The following is a 14,817-nucleotide window of genomic DNA, read 5'->3' as shown; positions in this document are numbered from 1 at the left end:
CTCCACGAAGGGGAGCGATGGTTGCCATGGTAGGCACAAGCCGCCACCAAGAAGAAGGGAACTGCCCCGGGATTGGGGGGTTTCTTGCGCCATGGCCGGCGGTCCGGCTGCCGAACAATCGAGCCCATGCCCCCTTTTTGGGGCCGATTCGCCGAACCCTGCCGCCTCATGGACACCGCTCTCGCCACTCCCGTGCCTCTGGAGCCGGCCCTGCCGGACGCGCCGCCCAAGAATTTTGTGGGCAGGCTGGCCACCATGCCCGCTGCCAGCAAGATGAAGCTGGGCGTGGCCATGGCCGCCGTGCTGGCGGCCCTGGTGGCCATGGCGATCTGGGCCGGGCAGGGCGACTGGAAGATTCTCTACGCCAATCTGCCGGACAAGGAAGCCGGGTCCATCGTGGCCCAGCTCCAGCAGATGAACGTGCCCTACAAGTACAGCGAGGGCGGCGGCGCCATCATGGTGCCGGCCGACAAGGTCTATGACCTGAAGATGCGCCTGGCCGCCGCCGGCCTGCCCAAGGCCAGCGTGACCGGCAACGAACTGCTGGACAACGCCCGCTTCGGCCAGACCGACCGCCAGGAGCGCAGCAACATGCAGCGCGCCCTCGAGGGCGAGCTGGCCCGCACCATCCTGAAGCTCGACGGCGTCGAGGACGTGCGCGTGCACCTGGCCCTGCCACAGCAGAATGGCTTTTTCCGCGAACAGCAGAAACCCAGCGCCAGCGTCATGCTGACCCTGTTCGCCGGCCGCAGCCTGGACCGCGGCCAGACCGCCGCCATCGTCCACCTGGTGTCCTCCAGCGTGCCGGACCTGGATGCCAAGGCCGTCAGCGTGGTCGACCAGCACGGCACCCTGCTGTCCGGCCCGGGCGAGAACAGCCAGCAGAGCCTGGACGAGCAGCAGCTGCGCTACGTCCACCAGGTCGAGGCCAGCTACCTCAAGCGGGTGCAGGACATCCTGGAGCCGGTGGTCGGGCGCGACAACCTGCGCGTGGCCGTGACCACCGACGTGGACTTCACCCAGAGCGAGGCGACCTCCGAGCAGTTCCGCCCCAACCAGGGCGACCAGCCGGCCGCGGTGCGCAGCCAGCAGATGACCGAGTCCAGCAACCCGGGCAACACCGTGCCCACCGGCGTGCCCGGCGCGGCCACCAACCAGCCCCCGGTGCCGGCCCAGGCGCCCATCAACGGCGCTTCGGCCCCGCTGCAGGCGGCCTACGCCAGCACCAACGGCGGCAACAGCAAGAAGGAATCGGTCACCAACTACGAGGTCGACAAGACCGTGCGGGTGACCCGCAACGCCACCGGCATGATCAAGCGGGTCAATGCCGCGGTGGTCGTCAACTACCGCACCGCCACCGACCCCAAGGGCAAGACCAGCACCAACGCCCCCACCCAGGAGGAGTTGGACAAGCTGACCGCCCTGGTGCAGGAAGCCGTGGGCTACGACAAGGACCGCGGCGACTCGGTGCGCGTGGTGGCCGCGCCCTTCCAGGCCCCGGCCGAACCGAGTGACGAAGCCCTGCCGCTGTGGCAGCAGCCCTGGGTGCGCGACCTGCTGCGCACCGCCGCCGTGCCGGCCGCGCTGACCCTGGTGGCCCTGGCCCTGATCTTCGGCGTGATCCGCCCGACCCTCAAGGATGTGTTCGCGCCGCCGCCCCCGCCGCCCGGCGAGGCCGAGGGCGAGAAGCTGGCCCAGCTCGACGCCGTGGTCGACGATGCCACGGCCCTGCCGGGCACCGACGCAGCCGGCACGCCGCTGCTCGAGAACGCGGCGGTCAACGGCAAGCTCGAAGCCGCCCGCCAACTGGCCCGCGACAACCCCGCGGCCGTGGCGAACATCATGCGCGAGTGGGTCACCGGCGAAGCCGCCTGACGGGAACAGAACATGGCCAAGGACAGCTCGGAAGACCAAAGCGTCGAGGACGCTGCCATCCTGCTCATGTCATTGGGCGAGGAGGAGGCGGCCAACGTCTTCAAGCACCTCGGCCCCAAGGAAGTGCAGAAGCTCGGCGAGACCATCGCCCGGCTCAAGGTCATCCCGCGCGAGCGGGTGGAAACGGTGCTGGAGAAGTTCACCGCGATCGCCAAGGAACAGCACATGCTGGTCAGCGACACCGACGAGTACGTCAAGTCGGTGCTGCGCAAGGCCCTGGGTGACGACAAGGCCAACCTGCTGATCGACCGTATCCTGCAGGGCAGCGATGTCAGCGGCATCGAGAGCCTGAAATGGATGGACGGCGCCTCGGTGGCCGAACTGCTGCGCAACGAACACCCCCAGATCATCGCCGCCATCCTGGTTCATCTGGATTTCGACCAGGCCTCTCAAGTTCTGAAGTCCTTCACGGAGCGCCAGCGCAACGAAGTGCTGATCCGCATCGCCACGCTCGATGGCATCCAGCCCACCGCCTTGAAGGACCTCAACGAGGTGCTCAGCAAGGTGCTGGCCGGTGGCGACCGCCTCAGGAAGGCCTCGCTGGGTGGCGTCAAGACCGCCGCCGAGATCATCAACATGCTGGGCTCCTCGGTCGAGACCTCCGCGCTGGACTACATCCGCGAGGCCGATGGCGAGCTGGCCCAGAAGATCATGGACAACATGTTCACCTTCGACGACGTGAACAAGCTCGACGACCGCGCCATCCAGACCGTGCTCAAGGAAGTGCAGGGCGACTCGCTCATCATCGCGCTCAAGGGTGCCACGCCGGAGCTGCGCGAGCGCATCTTCAAGAACATGTCCAGCCGCGCCGCCGAATCCTTGCGCGAGGACCTCGAATCGCGCGGCCCGGTGCGGGTGGCCGAGGTCGAGGGCGAGCAGAAGGAAATCCTCAAGATCGTGCGCCGTCTGGTGGACGAAGGCCAGATCGTGATTGCAACCGGAGGTGGGGATGACTTCCTCTAAGCCGGGCTCTCCCCGCCAGGTGCCGCCCCCGCAGGGTGGCAACGGCCGACCGGCCAACGCCTATGCCCGCTTCATCCCCCGCGAGGAGCTGGAGGGCTTTGCCGCCTGGACCCCGGACGTGTTCGCAGGCATCGAGCGTGCGCCGCTGGGCGTTTCCGCCCCGGCGCCCGCGCCCGAACCTCCCCCGGCCGAGGCGTCGCTGGCGGAGGCCGGCCCCACCGCCGAAGAGTGGGAGGCCCGCATCCACGAGGCCCGCCAGCAGGGCTGGAGCGACGGCTACCGCGATGGCCTGGAGGCCCTGGAGGCCGCCAAGCGCCAGTTCGCCCAGCAGGTCAGCGCCCAGATCGCCCAGGTGGCCGAGGGCTTTCAGGACGGCCTGGCCGAGCTGGAAGCCCGCCTGGCCCAGACCCTGGTCGAGAGCGCCGTGACCCTGGCCCGCCAGGTGGTGCGCAGCGAGTTGCAGCAGCGCCCTGAGGCGGTGGTGCAGGTGGCCCACGAGGCCATGGCCGCCGTGGTGCTGTCGGCCCGCCACCTGCGCCTGCGCCTGAACCCCGACGACGCCGCCTTGGTGGCCGAGGGCGCGGCCGATGCGCTCAAGGCCCGCGAGGTGCAGCTGGTGCCCGATGCGGACATCCAGCGTGGCGGCTGCCGGGTCGAATCCGACCTCGGCCAGGTCGACGCCAGCATCGAGACCCGCTGGGCCCATGCGGCCGCGGTCTTCGACGTGCCGCTGGCCTGGGCCGAGCCCGAAGAGGAACTGCACGAGGAAGGGAGCGTCTGATGGCGGGCCTGCAGCAGCCTGAGCGCGAGCAGCGCTGGAACCGCTTCCTCAAGGACATGCGGCTGTACGCCGGCCTGCCCCAGCCGCTGGAGATGCAGGGCACCCTGGTGCGCGTCACCGGCCTGGTGCTTGAAGCGGCTGGCGTGCGCGCCCCGGTGGGCGCCGTCTGCTCGGTGGGTGGGGGCGGCAGCGAGCCGCCGGTCAACGCCGAGGTGGTCGGCTTCAACGGCGACCGCGCCTACCTGATGCCCACCGGCGACCTGCATGGCCTGGCCAGCGGCGCGCGGGTGATGCCGCTGCCGGTGCCACAGATCCCGCCGCGCTTCGGGGCGGAGAACCACCCCTGGCGCCGCAGCGAGGACCGCGGCCTGCACCTGCCCATGGGCGACGGCCTGTTGGGCCGGGTGGTGGACGCCCAGGGCCAGCCGATGGACCGCGCCGGCCCGCTGCAGCATGTGCAGAACGAGCCGATGGTGCGCCGCCCCATCAACGCCATGGACCGCGACCCGGTGCGCCAGCCGCTGGACACCGGGGTGCGCGCCATCAACAGCCTGCTCACCGTGGGGCGTGGCCAGCGCCTGGGCCTGTTCGCCGGCACCGGCGTGGGCAAGTCGGTGCTGATGGGCATGATGGCCCGCTACACCGAGGCCGACGTGATCGTCGTCGGCCTGATCGGCGAGCGCGGCCGTGAAGTCAAGGAATTCATCGAGGACATCCTGGGCGAGGAGGGCCTGGCCCGCGCCGTCGTGGTGGCCGCCCCGGCCGATGCCCCGCCGCTGGTGCGCATGCAGGGTGCCAGTTACGCCACGGCCATTGCCGAGCACTTCCGCGACAAGGGCCTGCATGTGCTGCTGCTGATGGACAGCCTGACCCGCTACGCGATGGCCCAGCGCGAGATCGCCCTGGCCATCGGCGAGCCGCCGGCCACCAAAGGCTACCCGCCCAGCTGCTTCGCCAAGCTGCCGGCCCTGGTCGAGCGCTCGGGCAACGGCCTCAACGGCGTGGGCTCCATCACCGCCTTCTACACCGTGCTGACCGAGGGCGACGACCCGCAGGACCCGATCGCCGACGCGGCCCGAGGCATCCTGGACGGCCACATCGTGCTCAGCCGCGAGCTGGCCGAGAGCGGCCACTTCCCGGCCATCGACGTCGAGAAGTCCATCTCCCGTGTGATGACCGCGGTGGCCCCGCGCGAGCATCTGGACGCGGCCCGCCGGGCCCGCCAGTGGCTGGCCAAGTTCAACCGGGCGCGCGACCTGATCCAGCTGGGCGCCTACGTGCCCGGCAGCGACCCCGAGCTGGACGCCGCCGTCAAGGTGCACCCGCAGCTGGTGGCCCTGCTGCAGCAGGGCATGCACGAGCAGGCCCCGCTGGAGGCCAGCCGCCGGGCGCTGCAGCGACTGAACCCTGCTGCTTGAACGAGTTGTTTGAAGGAACGCCGTGATGGACCGCATCAAGATTCTGGGCACCCTGCTGGAGCGCGAGCAGCAGCGGCGCGACGACGCAGCGCGCGACTGCCAGGCGCTGGAGCGCCAGGCCCGGGCCGCCCAGGGCCAGGTGCAGACCCTGCAGGACTACCGCATCGAGTACCAGCAGCGCTGGTCGGGCCAGTTCCAGCAGTCCGCCCCCATCGAGATCCTGCGCTGCTACCACGGCTTCGTCGGCCGCCTGGAGCAGGCGATCACCGCCCAGCAGGGCGTGGCCAACCAGGCCCAGGCCCGCTGGCAGGCCGGGCGCGAGCGCCTGCGTCAGTGCGAGCTGAAGCTGGCCACCGTCAAACGCCTGATCGAGCGCCGCCAGCAGGCGTTGCGCCTGGCCGCCGACCGCCGCGAGCAGAAGCAGAGCGACGAGGCCGCCCAGCGCAAGGCCTGGGCCAACCGCCAGGGCCTGGCCGCGGCCTGAGTCCGAACCCACGTCCGAATCCATTCGAACCCGCATCCGAGAGACCGCCATGCCACTGAACGCCGAAAACAGCACCTCTGCGCTCGAACGCATTGCCGCCACCAAGTCGGCCACCCAGCGCCAGGCCAACCGCACCAGCGGCAACGCCCCCCGGCCCAGCCAGGGTGGCGCATCCCAGGCCGAAGGACGCAGCGAGCACGCCAAGAGCTTTGCCCAGATGCTGCGCACCCAGCATGGCCTGAAGGGCAGCACGTCCCAGGACAGCGACACCGGTGTGCAGGCCCGCCACGGCGCCGCCCATGCGGCCGAGAAGCGCACCGAGGACTCGGAGGCCACCGCATCGGCCCACGAGAAGGACAAGGCCAGCCCCGACCACAGCAAGGCCACCACCGAGGACCTGGACCCGAATGCCGCGGCCCAGGCCCAGGGCGTGGCGCCGTCCACCGTGGCCATGGCCCGGGCTGGGGCGGAGGCGGCGGTCCGGGGCCGGCGTGCGGCTTCGGAGGCCGCGGCCGGCCATGGCGGCCGTGCCAGCCGGATGGAGGCCCGGGGCGCACAGCCCGCGGCGGAGACGGCCGGCCCCGACGCCAGCGCAGCGGCCTCGGCCAAGGCGACGGGCCACGGTGGGCCCGGCGCGGCTGCCGGTGCGGGCGACTTTGCGTCCGCGCTGCAGCAGGCCGGGGGGCAGGCCGGCAGTGACGGGGGCCTGCAAGCCGTGATGCACGCGCGCCATGAGCAGGCCGCCACGCCCGGTGGCGCGGCGGACCCCGGTCTGGCCAGCCTCGGCGCCCTGGCGGCGCCGGTCATGCCGCCGCCCGCGCCGGCCGCCGAAGCCGCCAGCACGGCCAGCGCCCAGCTGCCGATGGCCCCGGACCACCCGGAGTTCCCTGCCGCCCTGGGCGTACAGCTCAGCACCTGGGTCAACGATGGCATCGAGCACGCATCGCTGGAACTGCACCCGCAGGACCTGGGGCCGATCGAGATCCACATCGCCGTCAAGGATGGCCAGACCCACGTCGAGCTGGGCTCGGCCGTGCCCGGTACCCGCGAGGCCCTGAACCTGGCCCTGCCCCAGCTCTCTGCCCAGCTCGATGGCGTGGGCCTGAGCCTGGCGGGCGGCCAGGTGTTCGACCAGGGCAGCCGTTCGTCCGGCTCGCAGGATGACCCGGGCGCGGGACGCTCCGCCGGCCGGGCCGGGCGGGGCAGCAGCGCCCTGGGCGGCGTGGCCGATGCCGGCAGCGCCGGCAGCCACCGCCCGGCGGTGCGCCAGCAGGGCCTGGTCGACTTCTACGCCTGACTTCGCCCGGCCCCGGCGTCGCCGAGGCCCTGCTCAGGGCCCGCCGGGTGCCAAAAAGGCCCGCTTTTCATGGCTTCGCCGCGGGCGCCGGCTCCCAATAATCTGTTCATCACAGGTCCGCTGTGTCTTTCCCCCAGGGGAAGGGGCCGGACCCGGACAGAACACAAGGAGCCGCCATGTCCTCTGCCGCTGCGCCCGCTGCCGAAGCACCGGCCCCCAAGGGCAAGAAGAAACTGATCATCATCGTGCTCGCGCTCGTCCTGCTGCTGGTGCTGGGCGGGGGCGCGGCCTTCTTTCTGCTCAAGAAGAAGTCCGTCGACGGCGAGGACGGTGATGGCAGCGGCGAGGATGCCGCCCAGGTCGAGAAGAAGCCCAAGCGCGACCACAAGAAGGAGGATCCCAAGCATCCGCCGGTGTTCGTCGCGCTGGACCCCTTCGTGGTCAACCTGACCGACCGCGACACCGACCGCTATGCCCAGATCGGCATCACCCTGCAGGTCGAGGACGAGAAGGCCAGCGAAGAGATCAAGGCCTACCTGCCAGCCATCCGCAACAACATCCTGCTGCTGCTCTCGCACAAGAGCTCCGAGGAGCTGATGGCCGAGGGCGGCAAGGAGAAGCTGGCCCAGCAGATCCTGCGCGAATCGGCGTTGCCCATGGGCATCGAGCTGGAAGACCCGGACCAGGTCGAAGAGGCGCCGGCACCGGGCAAGAAGAAGAAGCGCCGCACCTACGACACGATCGACGACTCGCCGATCAAGGCCGTGCAGTTTTCCAGTTTCATCATCCAGTGACATGGGGCCTTGTCGCCAGCGGTCCAGGCCAGTCGGGCCGCAGGTGAGGTGACACAGCGATGAACCAGCAGATCCTCTCGCAAGACGAAGTCGACGCACTGCTGCAGGGCATCACCGGCGAAAGCCAGAAGCTCGAGCAGGAAGAAGCGCCGACCGACGGCATCCGGCCGTACGACCTGGCGAGCCAGGAGCGGATCGTCCGCGGTCGCATGCCGACCATGGAGATCATCAACGAACGCTTCGCGCGCAACATCCGCGTGGGGCTGTTCAACATGATCCGCAAGAGCCCCGAGGTCTCGATCGGCGGCATCAAGGTGCAGAAGTACAGCGCCTTCCTGCGCGAGATCGTGGTGCCCACCAACTTCAACATCATGCAGGTGCGGCCGCTGCGCGGCTCGGGCCTGATCGTCTGCGACCCCAGCATCGTCTTCGCCGTCATCGACTCGCTGTTTGGCGGCTCGGGCAAGTTCCACACCCGCATCGAGGGTCGCGATTTCTCGGCCACCGAGCAGCGCGTGATCGAGCGCCTGGTGGGCTGCATCGCCGAGGAATACAAGCGTGCCTGGCGCGGCATCTACCCGCTGGAGCTGGACTACCAGCGCTCGGAGATGCAGCCCCAGTTCGCCAACGTGGCCACGCCCAGCGAGATCATCGTTGCCACCAGCTTCACGCTGGAGATCGGCGAGACCTCGGGCTCGGTGCACTTCTGCATTCCCTACTCGACGCTCGAGCCCATCCGCGACGTGCTGTATTCGTCCATGCAGGGCGACTCCGTCGAGGTGGACCACCGCTGGGTCAAGCTGCTCAAGCAGCAGATCCAGTCCGCCGAGGTGGACCTGGTGGCCGAACTGGGCACGGCCCCGGCCACGGTGGAGCAGCTGCTGGCCCTCAAGCCCGGCGACTTCATCGAGCTGGACCTGGAGCCACAGATCCAGGCCAAGGTGGACGGCGTGCCCGTGTTCGACGCGCACTACGGCACCTCCAATGGGCACTACGCCATCAAGATCGAACGTTTGCTGACCGGCTCCAACCTGGGCTGGCTGGGAGATCACAATGTCGGCTGAAGAAGCAAGCAACCCGTCCGAGCAGGACGACATGGCCGATGCCTGGGCCGCAGCCCTGGCCGAGTCCAAGGGCGGCGGCGAGGTCGCCAGCGAGGTCAGCGCCGCGCCCGAGCAGGTGGCGCCGGCGGCCTTCACCAACTTCACGCCCTCCACCGCAGGGGCCGGCGCCGGCAACGACATCAACATGATCCTGGACATCCCTGTCCAGCTGACCGTGGAGCTCGGCCGCACCCGCATCCCGATCAAGAACATCCTGCAGCTGGCCCAGGGCTCGGTGGTCGAGCTCGACGCGCTGGCCGGCGAGCCGATGGACGTGCTGGTCAACGGCTTCCTGATCGCCCAGGGCGAGGTGGTGGTGGTCAACGACAAGTTCGGCATCCGCCTGACCGACATCGTCACCCCCAGCGAGCGCATGCGCCGCCTCAGCCGGCTCTGAATCGCCTCTGAACAGCGTCCCGGCGCCACGCACCCGATCACCATGAACCCGATGACCTCTTCCCTCTGGCCGCTGCTGGCCTTCCTGCTGGTGGTGGCGCTGATCCCGCTGGCCCTGTGGCTGATGCGCCGCAGCGGCATTGCCGGCACCGGCCAGCCCGGTCTGATGCGCACCGTTTCCAGCCTGGCCCTGTCGCCGTCCCAGAAGGTGGTGGTGGTGGAGCTGGGGCAGGGCACCAGCGCCAAGTGGCTGGTGCTGGGCGTGAGCGCCGAGCGCATCACCGCCCTGCACACCCTGGACACCCCGCTGACCCTGCCCACCGGCGAGCTGGCCCAGCCCCAGGCGGTGACGGTGCAGCAGCTGATCCAGCGCTGGCGCCAGCCGCGTCAAGGCGGTTCGGGCGGCATGGGTGGTTTGGGAGGCCAAGATGGCCAGCACTGATCGCCGCCAACAGGCCTGGCGCCTGGGCCTGGCCGGCCTGGGCCTGCTGGCCCTGTGTCTGCCGGCCGCTGCCCAGGTGACGCCGCCCAGTGGCCCCACACTGCCACTGATGGTGGGGCAGGGCGGCGGTGGCACCAGCTACTCGGTGCCCATCCAGACCCTCCTGTTCTTCACTGCGCTGTCCTTCCTGCCGGCGGTGCTGCTGCTGATGACGGGCTTCACCCGCATCGTCATCGTGCTGTCGCTGCTGCGCCAGGCCATGGGCACCCAGGCGGCCCCGCCCAACCAGGTGGTGGTCGGCCTGTCCCTGTTCCTGACCTTCTTCGTGATGTCGCCGACGCTGGACAAGGTCTATGACCAGGCCTGGGCCCCCTATTCGGCCAACCAGATCGACTTCACCGAGGCCCTGCAGCGCGGCCAGGTGCCGATGCGCGCCTTCATGCTCAAGCAGACCCGCCAGTCCGACATGGAGCTGTTCGCCAAGCTGGCCAAGGTCGACCCCAAGGTCAAGGGCGAGGACATGCCCTTCAAGGTCATCGTGCCGGCCTTCGTCACCAGCGAACTCAAGACGGCCTTCCAGATCGGCTTCCTGATCTTCATTCCCTTCCTGGTCATCGACATGATCGTCGCCAGCGTGCTGATGAGCCTGGGGATGATGATGCTCTCGCCGGTGCTGGTGGCCTTGCCGTTCAAGCTGATGCTCTTCGTGCTGGCCGACGGCTGGAACCTGCTGCTGGGCTCGCTGGCCGCCAGCTTCGCCCAGTGAACTGAAAGGACTGCTCCATGGATGCCACCCAGGTCTTCACCATCGGCCAGCACGGCTTGCTGATGCTGCTGCAGGTCTCCGCGCCCATGCTGATCGTGGTGCTCGTCGTCGGTGTGCTCGTCAGCGTCTTCCAGGCTGCCACCTCGATCAACGAGGCCACGCTGACCTTCGTGCCCAAGCTGCTGGCGGCCGTGGCCGTGATGGCGGTGGCCGGCCCCTGGATGCTCAACCAGCTGGTCGACTACCTGCGCAGCATGCTGCTGTCCATTCCCCTGGCCGCGGGCGGATGATCTCCTTTTCCGAAACCCAGATCCTGGCGTGGGTCACGCCGGTGCTCTGGCCCTTTCTGCGGGTGCTGGCGCTGTTCCAGATCCTGCCGGTGCTGGGCCAGCGCACCGTGCCCGTGCGGGTGCGGGTGGCACTGTCCTTTCTGGTGGCGGTCTGCGCCTCGGGCGTGGCGCCGCCGGTGGCCCCCGTGCCGCTGGATTCCCCGCTGGCCTTCATGCTGCTGATTCAACAGCTGCTGATCGGCCTGAGCCTGGGTTTTGCCGTGCGGGTGGTCTTTGCCGCCGTGGAACTGGCCGGCGAGCTGACCGGCCTGCAGATGGGCATGAACTTTGCGGGATTCTTCGACCCGGTGATGGCCGGCCAGTCCACCGCGGCCAGCCGCTTCTTCGCCACGCTGGTGAGTTTTCTGTTCATCGTCACCAACGGCCACCTGCGGGTCATCGAGGTGGTGGTGGCCAGTCTGCAGGCCTTTCCGGTCGGCCCCGAGCCCTTTGCCTTCCTGCGGGCCGTGCAGCCCCACACCTGGGGCGCGCAGATCTTCAGCATGGGCCTGTGGATCGCCTTGCCGATGATGGCGGTGATGCTCTTCGTCAACCTGGTGCTGGGCGTGATCGCCCGGGTGGCACCACAGTCCAACATCTTTGCCCTGGGTTTCCCGATCACCATCAGCGTGGGGCTGGTGGGCATGATGGCGATGCTGCCGATGCTGGAAACCCCGTTCATGGTCACGCTGGGCAAGATGCTCTCGGCCTTCGGGGGCTGAGGCGACAACAAGGGAAGCCACATGGCCTGGAGTCTGAACAGCTGCACCGCGCTGGTGATCGACCCCAGCGCCAATTCCCGCAGCACCCTGTCCGGCCAGCTGCGCGATCTGGGCATTCCCAACGTGGTCCAGTGCAGCAAGCTGTCGGACGCCCGTCGGCGCCTGGAGACCGGGGCCTATGACCTGGTGTTGTGCGAGATGGACTTCCCCGAGGAAGGGGGAGGCCGACGCCACGGCGGCCAGGACCTGCTGGATGAGCTGCAGCGCGCCGGGCTGCTGCCCTGGTCGACCATCTTCGTGATGGTCACCGACGAGCGCTCCTACGCCAAGGTGGTGGAGGCCGCGGAATCCTCGCTGGACGCCTACCTGCTCAAGCCCTTCACGACCCAGGTGCTGCGCGAGCGGGTGCTCAACGCCCACCGCCGGCGGGTCGAACTCGAACAGATCTACCTGGCCATGGACGCCGACCGCATGGACGAGGCGGTGGCCCTGTGCCGCCAGCGCTTCGAGGCGCGCGGCCTGTTCTGGCGCTACGCCACGCGGCTGGGCATCGAGCTGATGATGCGCCAGGGCCGCCATGAGCCGGCCCTGGCCTGGCTCGATGAACTGCTGGCCCTGCAGCCGTTGGCCTGGGCCCGGCTGGACAAGGTGCGCTGCCTGCAGGCCCGCCACCAGGCGGGCGCGGCCATGCAGCAACTCAAAGCCCTGATTGAGGGGGACCCCGGCTGCGTCGACGCCCAGGACCTGCTGGGCCGCACCTGGCTGGGCCAGGGTCGGCTGAGCGATGCGATGGAGGCCTTCACCCATGCCGCCACGCTGACGCCGGGCGACCTGCGCCGCCAGCAGCGCCTGGGCATGCTGTCCTGCTACCTGGGCGACTGGGCCGGGGGCACCCGCGCCCTGGAGCGGGTGCGGGCCATGGGCGCCACGTCCAAGTCCTTCGACGACCAGAGCATGGTGCTGCTGGCGGTGTCCTGCTTCCGCCAGCGCGACAGCAAGGCCCTGGGCCGCGCGGTGAGCGCCTTGCAGCAGGCCCAGGAAGGGGCGGGGGACCAGACGAGGGCGCGTCGCCAACTGGCCCTGGGCCGAACGCTGGACCGCCTGCTGCAACGCCAGCCCGAGGCGGCCGTGGCGGCGCTGGCCGAATTGGCCGCCGACCGGCTGGAACCCGATTTCGACCTGGAGGCGGCCTGGAACCTGCTGACCGGTCTGGCCGCCACCGCGCATGAGAACCTGGACCTGGCCGAGGCGCCGACCTGGGTGCGGGAGGTGGGCCTGCGCTTCATGGGCTCGCGCACCGCGGCCGAGCTGCTGGCACCCACCGTGGCCGCCGTGCCGGCCTGGGCCGAAGCACTGCAGGCCGCGCAGGCCGAGCTGTCAGAAACCACCGAACAGGCCCTGCGCCACAGCGCGGCCGGCGACCCGCAGACCGCCGTGGCCACCCTGCTGACCCACGCCGAGCGCACGCTCAGTGCCCGCATGCTGGACACGGCCCGCGGCGTCATCGGGCGGGATGCCGAGCAACTGGGTGAGCTGTCCGTCATCCAGGCCCGGGTGCGGGAAGTGGCCCGCCGCGTGGGCACCCACGCGGGCGGGCTGCCGCCCGGCCTGGGCGAGCAGAGCCGCCAGGGCATCCGCCTGCGGGTGGACGCGGCCCGCGTCTGAACCGCGGGCCGCGCCTCAGGGCGCTGGGGCCGGCGATTGCGCGGGCGGGGTGCTGGGGCTGCCGGCCGTCAGATGGGCCGCGCCGTCCTTGACCTGCCAGACTGCGCTGAGCGTCTGGGTCGTGTCCGGGCTCTCCACCGTGGCCAGGCTCCAGAACTCGGTGGACAGGCGCTGGGGCGTCACGTCCAGCAGCATGTAGCCGTGGTGCAGCAGGTCCACATGCTTGAAGTGCGGGTTCTGGCTCTTGGCCAACTGCGTGAGTGTGCCGTCCGGGTCGGGAATGCCGGCCGAGGTCACCGAGGTGGCGACAAACTCCACCGCCACCGAGCCGGCACCGGTGCGGGGGTTGTAGCCGCCGCTGGCCACGTCGGCGTTGTTCGGGTCGGGCGTCAGGTCGGCCGCCCAGGCGCTGTGGATGTCACCGGTCAGGATGACCGCATTGCGCACCGGTGCGCCGCCGTCGGTGCCGCCCAGCGCGGCGAAGATGCGGTCGCGCGCGGGCTGGTAGCCGTCCCATTGGTCGTCGTTGAGGAACACGCCGCCGCCCTCGGCATTGGTGGCGCCCTTGACCTTGAGCTGGGCGAACATCACGCCCTGGCCGATCACCCGCCAGCGCGCGCCGGAGCTGCGCAGGCCCTGGACCAGCCATTGTTCTTCCGCGGTGCCCAGCAGGGTGCGGCTGGGGTCCAGGTAGCTGCCGGTCTGGCTGAAGTTGGCGCTGGAGCCGGTTTGGCTGACCTGTTCGCTGCGCGCGTTCAGGCGCTCCTCCAGCATGAACAGGTCCACCAGGTTACCCACCGAGACCTGGCGGTTGTTGCGCCGCGGGTTGCTGGGGTCCTGCCGTCGCACCGGCATCCACTCGTAGTAGGCCTGCAGGGCCCCGGCCACCCGGGCGGCCCAGTCGCCCTCGCTGGCAGGCTGGTGGTTCTCGGCGCCGCCCTGCCAGGCGTTGTTGGCGGTCTCGTGGTCGTCCCAGATGGCCACCAGCGGGTGCTGGCGCTGCATCTCCTGCAGGTCCGGGTCGCGCTTGTACTGGGCGTGGCGGGTGCGGTAGTCGCTCAGGCTGACCGCCTCGTTGGCCGGCTCGCAGGGTCGCACATTGCCGTACTGGCCGGTGCCGTACTCGTAGATGTAGTCGCCCAGGTGGATGACCAGGTCGAGGTCGCTGCGCTGGGCGATGCAGCGGTAGGCGTTGAAGTAGCCGGCCGCGAAGTTCGAGCAGCTCACCACGGCCATGCGCAGGCGGTCCACGCTGCCCACCGGCAGGGTGCGGGTGCGGCCGATGGGCGAGTACTTCTGCTTGAACTGGAACTGGTAGTAGTAGGTGGTGCCCGGCTGCAGGCCCTTGGCGTCCACATGCACGGTGTAGTCCACGTCCACGCTGGTGCTGAACTTGCCGCTGCGCACCACCTGGGTCAGCGCCGGGTCGGTGGCCACCACGTAGAAGCCGTGGATGTCCTCCTTGGGGTTCTGCGGCGTCACCCGGGTCCAGAGCATCACTCGGTCGGACAGCGGATCGCCGCTGGCCACGCCGTGCTGGAAGGGCTGGTGGCCGGCCTGGGCGCCCAGGGGCAGGGCGGCGGCACCCGCCACCAGGGCGGCCGCACCGCCCGAACGCTTGAAGAACTCGCGGCGGCTCGGACCGGGCGAAACCGGCCGGATCTTGGATGGACGTCCCATGAAACTGCTTCCTCCTCGGTGGTGTGGGGCGGACCTCTGCGG

At 69.8% G+C, this 14,817-nt stretch carries 15 protein-coding genes; 14 read left to right on the top strand and 1 reads right to left on the bottom strand.

Annotated features, from left to right (window positions below; genetic code table 11):
• Positions 1 to 168 precede the first annotated feature (168 nt).
• From fliF to M0L44_RS17065, 14 genes are all read left to right on the top strand, one after another.
• Complete coding sequence (fliF, locus tag M0L44_RS17130; protein WP_252771030.1) at positions 169 to 1,875, top strand: flagellar basal-body MS-ring/collar protein FliF; 1,707 nt, start codon at positions 169 to 171, stop codon at positions 1,873 to 1,875.
• A gap of 12 nt (positions 1,876 to 1,887) precedes the next feature.
• Entirely contained in the window at positions 1,888 to 2,898 is a 1,011-nt protein-coding gene (gene fliG, locus M0L44_RS17125; protein WP_252771029.1) for a flagellar motor switch protein FliG, read from the top strand.
• Positions 2,885 to 3,679 (top strand): FliH/SctL family protein, encoded by a 795-nt coding sequence (locus M0L44_RS17120; protein ID WP_252771028.1) that lies wholly within the window; start codon positions 2,885 to 2,887, stop codon positions 3,677 to 3,679. Before fliG ends, M0L44_RS17120 begins: the two co-directional genes overlap by 14 nt.
• A complete protein-coding gene (gene fliI, locus M0L44_RS17115; protein ID WP_290429065.1) occupies positions 3,679 to 5,097 on the top strand; it encodes a flagellar protein export ATPase FliI in 1,419 nt (472 codons plus the stop codon). The genes M0L44_RS17120 and fliI overlap by 1 nt, the downstream gene beginning before the upstream one ends.
• 25 nt (positions 5,098 to 5,122) lie before the next feature.
• A complete protein-coding gene (gene fliJ, locus M0L44_RS17110) occupies positions 5,123 to 5,581 on the top strand; it encodes a flagellar export protein FliJ (RefSeq protein WP_252771027.1) in 459 nt (152 codons plus the stop codon).
• 49 nt (positions 5,582 to 5,630) lie between these two features.
• Positions 5,631 to 6,878 carry a flagellar hook-length control protein FliK gene (locus M0L44_RS17105; protein WP_252771026.1) on the top strand — a complete coding sequence of 416 codons (1,248 nt, stop codon included), beginning with the start codon at positions 5,631 to 5,633 and terminating at the stop codon, positions 6,876 to 6,878.
• A gap of 176 nt (positions 6,879 to 7,054) precedes the next feature.
• Positions 7,055 to 7,672: a flagellar basal body-associated FliL family protein gene (locus tag M0L44_RS17100; RefSeq protein ID WP_252771025.1), complete on the top strand. Its 618-nt coding sequence runs from the start codon at positions 7,055 to 7,057 to the stop codon at positions 7,670 to 7,672.
• A gap of 59 nt (positions 7,673 to 7,731) precedes the next feature.
• The gene (gene fliM, locus M0L44_RS17095) at positions 7,732 to 8,736 is read left to right on the top strand and encodes a flagellar motor switch protein FliM (protein WP_252771024.1); all 1,005 of its coding nucleotides are present in this window, start codon (positions 7,732 to 7,734) and stop codon (positions 8,734 to 8,736) included.
• Entirely contained in the window at positions 8,726 to 9,172 is a 447-nt protein-coding gene (gene fliN, locus M0L44_RS17090) for a flagellar motor switch protein FliN (protein WP_252771023.1), read from the top strand. The genes fliM and fliN overlap by 11 nt, the downstream gene beginning before the upstream one ends.
• 51 nt (positions 9,173 to 9,223) lie before the next feature.
• On the top strand, positions 9,224 to 9,613 hold the full coding sequence (locus tag M0L44_RS17085; protein WP_252771022.1) for a FliO/MopB family protein: 390 nt from the start codon (positions 9,224 to 9,226) through the stop codon (positions 9,611 to 9,613).
• Entirely contained in the window at positions 9,600 to 10,379 is a 780-nt protein-coding gene (fliP, locus tag M0L44_RS17080; RefSeq protein WP_252771021.1) for a flagellar type III secretion system pore protein FliP, read from the top strand. The genes M0L44_RS17085 and fliP overlap by 14 nt, the downstream gene beginning before the upstream one ends.
• Before the next feature lie 17 nt (positions 10,380 to 10,396).
• Complete coding sequence (gene fliQ, locus M0L44_RS17075) at positions 10,397 to 10,669, top strand: flagellar biosynthesis protein FliQ (protein WP_022982809.1); 273 nt, start codon at positions 10,397 to 10,399, stop codon at positions 10,667 to 10,669.
• Positions 10,666 to 11,430, top strand: coding sequence for a flagellar biosynthetic protein FliR (fliR, locus tag M0L44_RS17070; RefSeq protein ID WP_252771020.1), 765 nt, complete (start codon positions 10,666 to 10,668; stop codon positions 11,428 to 11,430). Before fliQ ends, fliR begins: the two co-directional genes overlap by 4 nt.
• Before the next feature lie 21 nt (positions 11,431 to 11,451).
• Entirely contained in the window at positions 11,452 to 13,095 is a 1,644-nt protein-coding gene (locus M0L44_RS17065) for a response regulator (protein WP_252771019.1), read from the top strand.
• Positions 13,096 to 13,110: 15 nt separating this feature from the next.
• Here the strand turns inward: M0L44_RS17065 and M0L44_RS17060 are convergent, their stop codons facing one another.
• Complete coding sequence (locus tag M0L44_RS17060) at positions 13,111 to 14,775, bottom strand: alkaline phosphatase D family protein (RefSeq protein ID WP_252771018.1); 1,665 nt, start codon at positions 14,773 to 14,775, stop codon at positions 13,111 to 13,113.
• Positions 14,776 to 14,817 lie beyond the last annotated feature (42 nt).

This window comes from Ideonella oryzae (assembly GCF_024055665.1).
Taxonomy (GTDB): Bacteria; Pseudomonadota; Gammaproteobacteria; order Burkholderiales; family Burkholderiaceae_C; genus Ideonella; species Ideonella oryzae.
This window is presented reverse-complemented; position numbering and strand designations above follow the sequence as displayed.

Bases quoted from the DNA above. Each gene is read 5' to 3' on its own strand.
- fliR (WP_252771020.1), top strand. From the start codon at position 10,666: ATGATCTCCTTTTCCGAAACCCAGATCCTGGCGTGGGTCACGCCGGTG.
- fliJ (WP_252771027.1), top strand. From the start codon at position 5,123: ATGGACCGCATCAAGATTCTGGGCACCCTGCTGGAGCGCGAGCAGCAG.
- fliN (WP_252771023.1), top strand. From the start codon at position 8,726: ATGTCGGCTGAAGAAGCAAGCAACCCGTCCGAGCAGGACGACATGGCC.
- fliI (WP_290429065.1), top strand. From the start codon at position 3,679: ATGGCGGGCCTGCAGCAGCCTGAGCGCGAGCAGCGCTGGAACCGCTTC.
- M0L44_RS17120 (WP_252771028.1), top strand. From the start codon at position 2,885: ATGACTTCCTCTAAGCCGGGCTCTCCCCGCCAGGTGCCGCCCCCGCAG.
- fliP (WP_252771021.1), top strand. From the start codon at position 9,600: ATGGCCAGCACTGATCGCCGCCAACAGGCCTGGCGCCTGGGCCTGGCC.
- M0L44_RS17105 (WP_252771026.1), top strand. From the start codon at position 5,631: ATGCCACTGAACGCCGAAAACAGCACCTCTGCGCTCGAACGCATTGCC.
- fliG (WP_252771029.1), top strand. From the start codon at position 1,888: ATGGCCAAGGACAGCTCGGAAGACCAAAGCGTCGAGGACGCTGCCATC.
- fliF (WP_252771030.1), top strand. From the start codon at position 169: ATGGACACCGCTCTCGCCACTCCCGTGCCTCTGGAGCCGGCCCTGCCG.
- M0L44_RS17100 (WP_252771025.1), top strand. From the start codon at position 7,055: ATGTCCTCTGCCGCTGCGCCCGCTGCCGAAGCACCGGCCCCCAAGGGC.
- M0L44_RS17060 (WP_252771018.1), bottom strand. From the start codon at position 14,775: ATGGGACGTCCATCCAAGATCCGGCCGGTTTCGCCCGGTCCGAGCCGC.
- M0L44_RS17085 (WP_252771022.1), top strand. From the start codon at position 9,224: ATGACCTCTTCCCTCTGGCCGCTGCTGGCCTTCCTGCTGGTGGTGGCG.
- fliQ (WP_022982809.1), top strand. From the start codon at position 10,397: ATGGATGCCACCCAGGTCTTCACCATCGGCCAGCACGGCTTGCTGATG.
- fliM (WP_252771024.1), top strand. From the start codon at position 7,732: ATGAACCAGCAGATCCTCTCGCAAGACGAAGTCGACGCACTGCTGCAG.
- M0L44_RS17065 (WP_252771019.1), top strand. From the start codon at position 11,452: ATGGCCTGGAGTCTGAACAGCTGCACCGCGCTGGTGATCGACCCCAGC.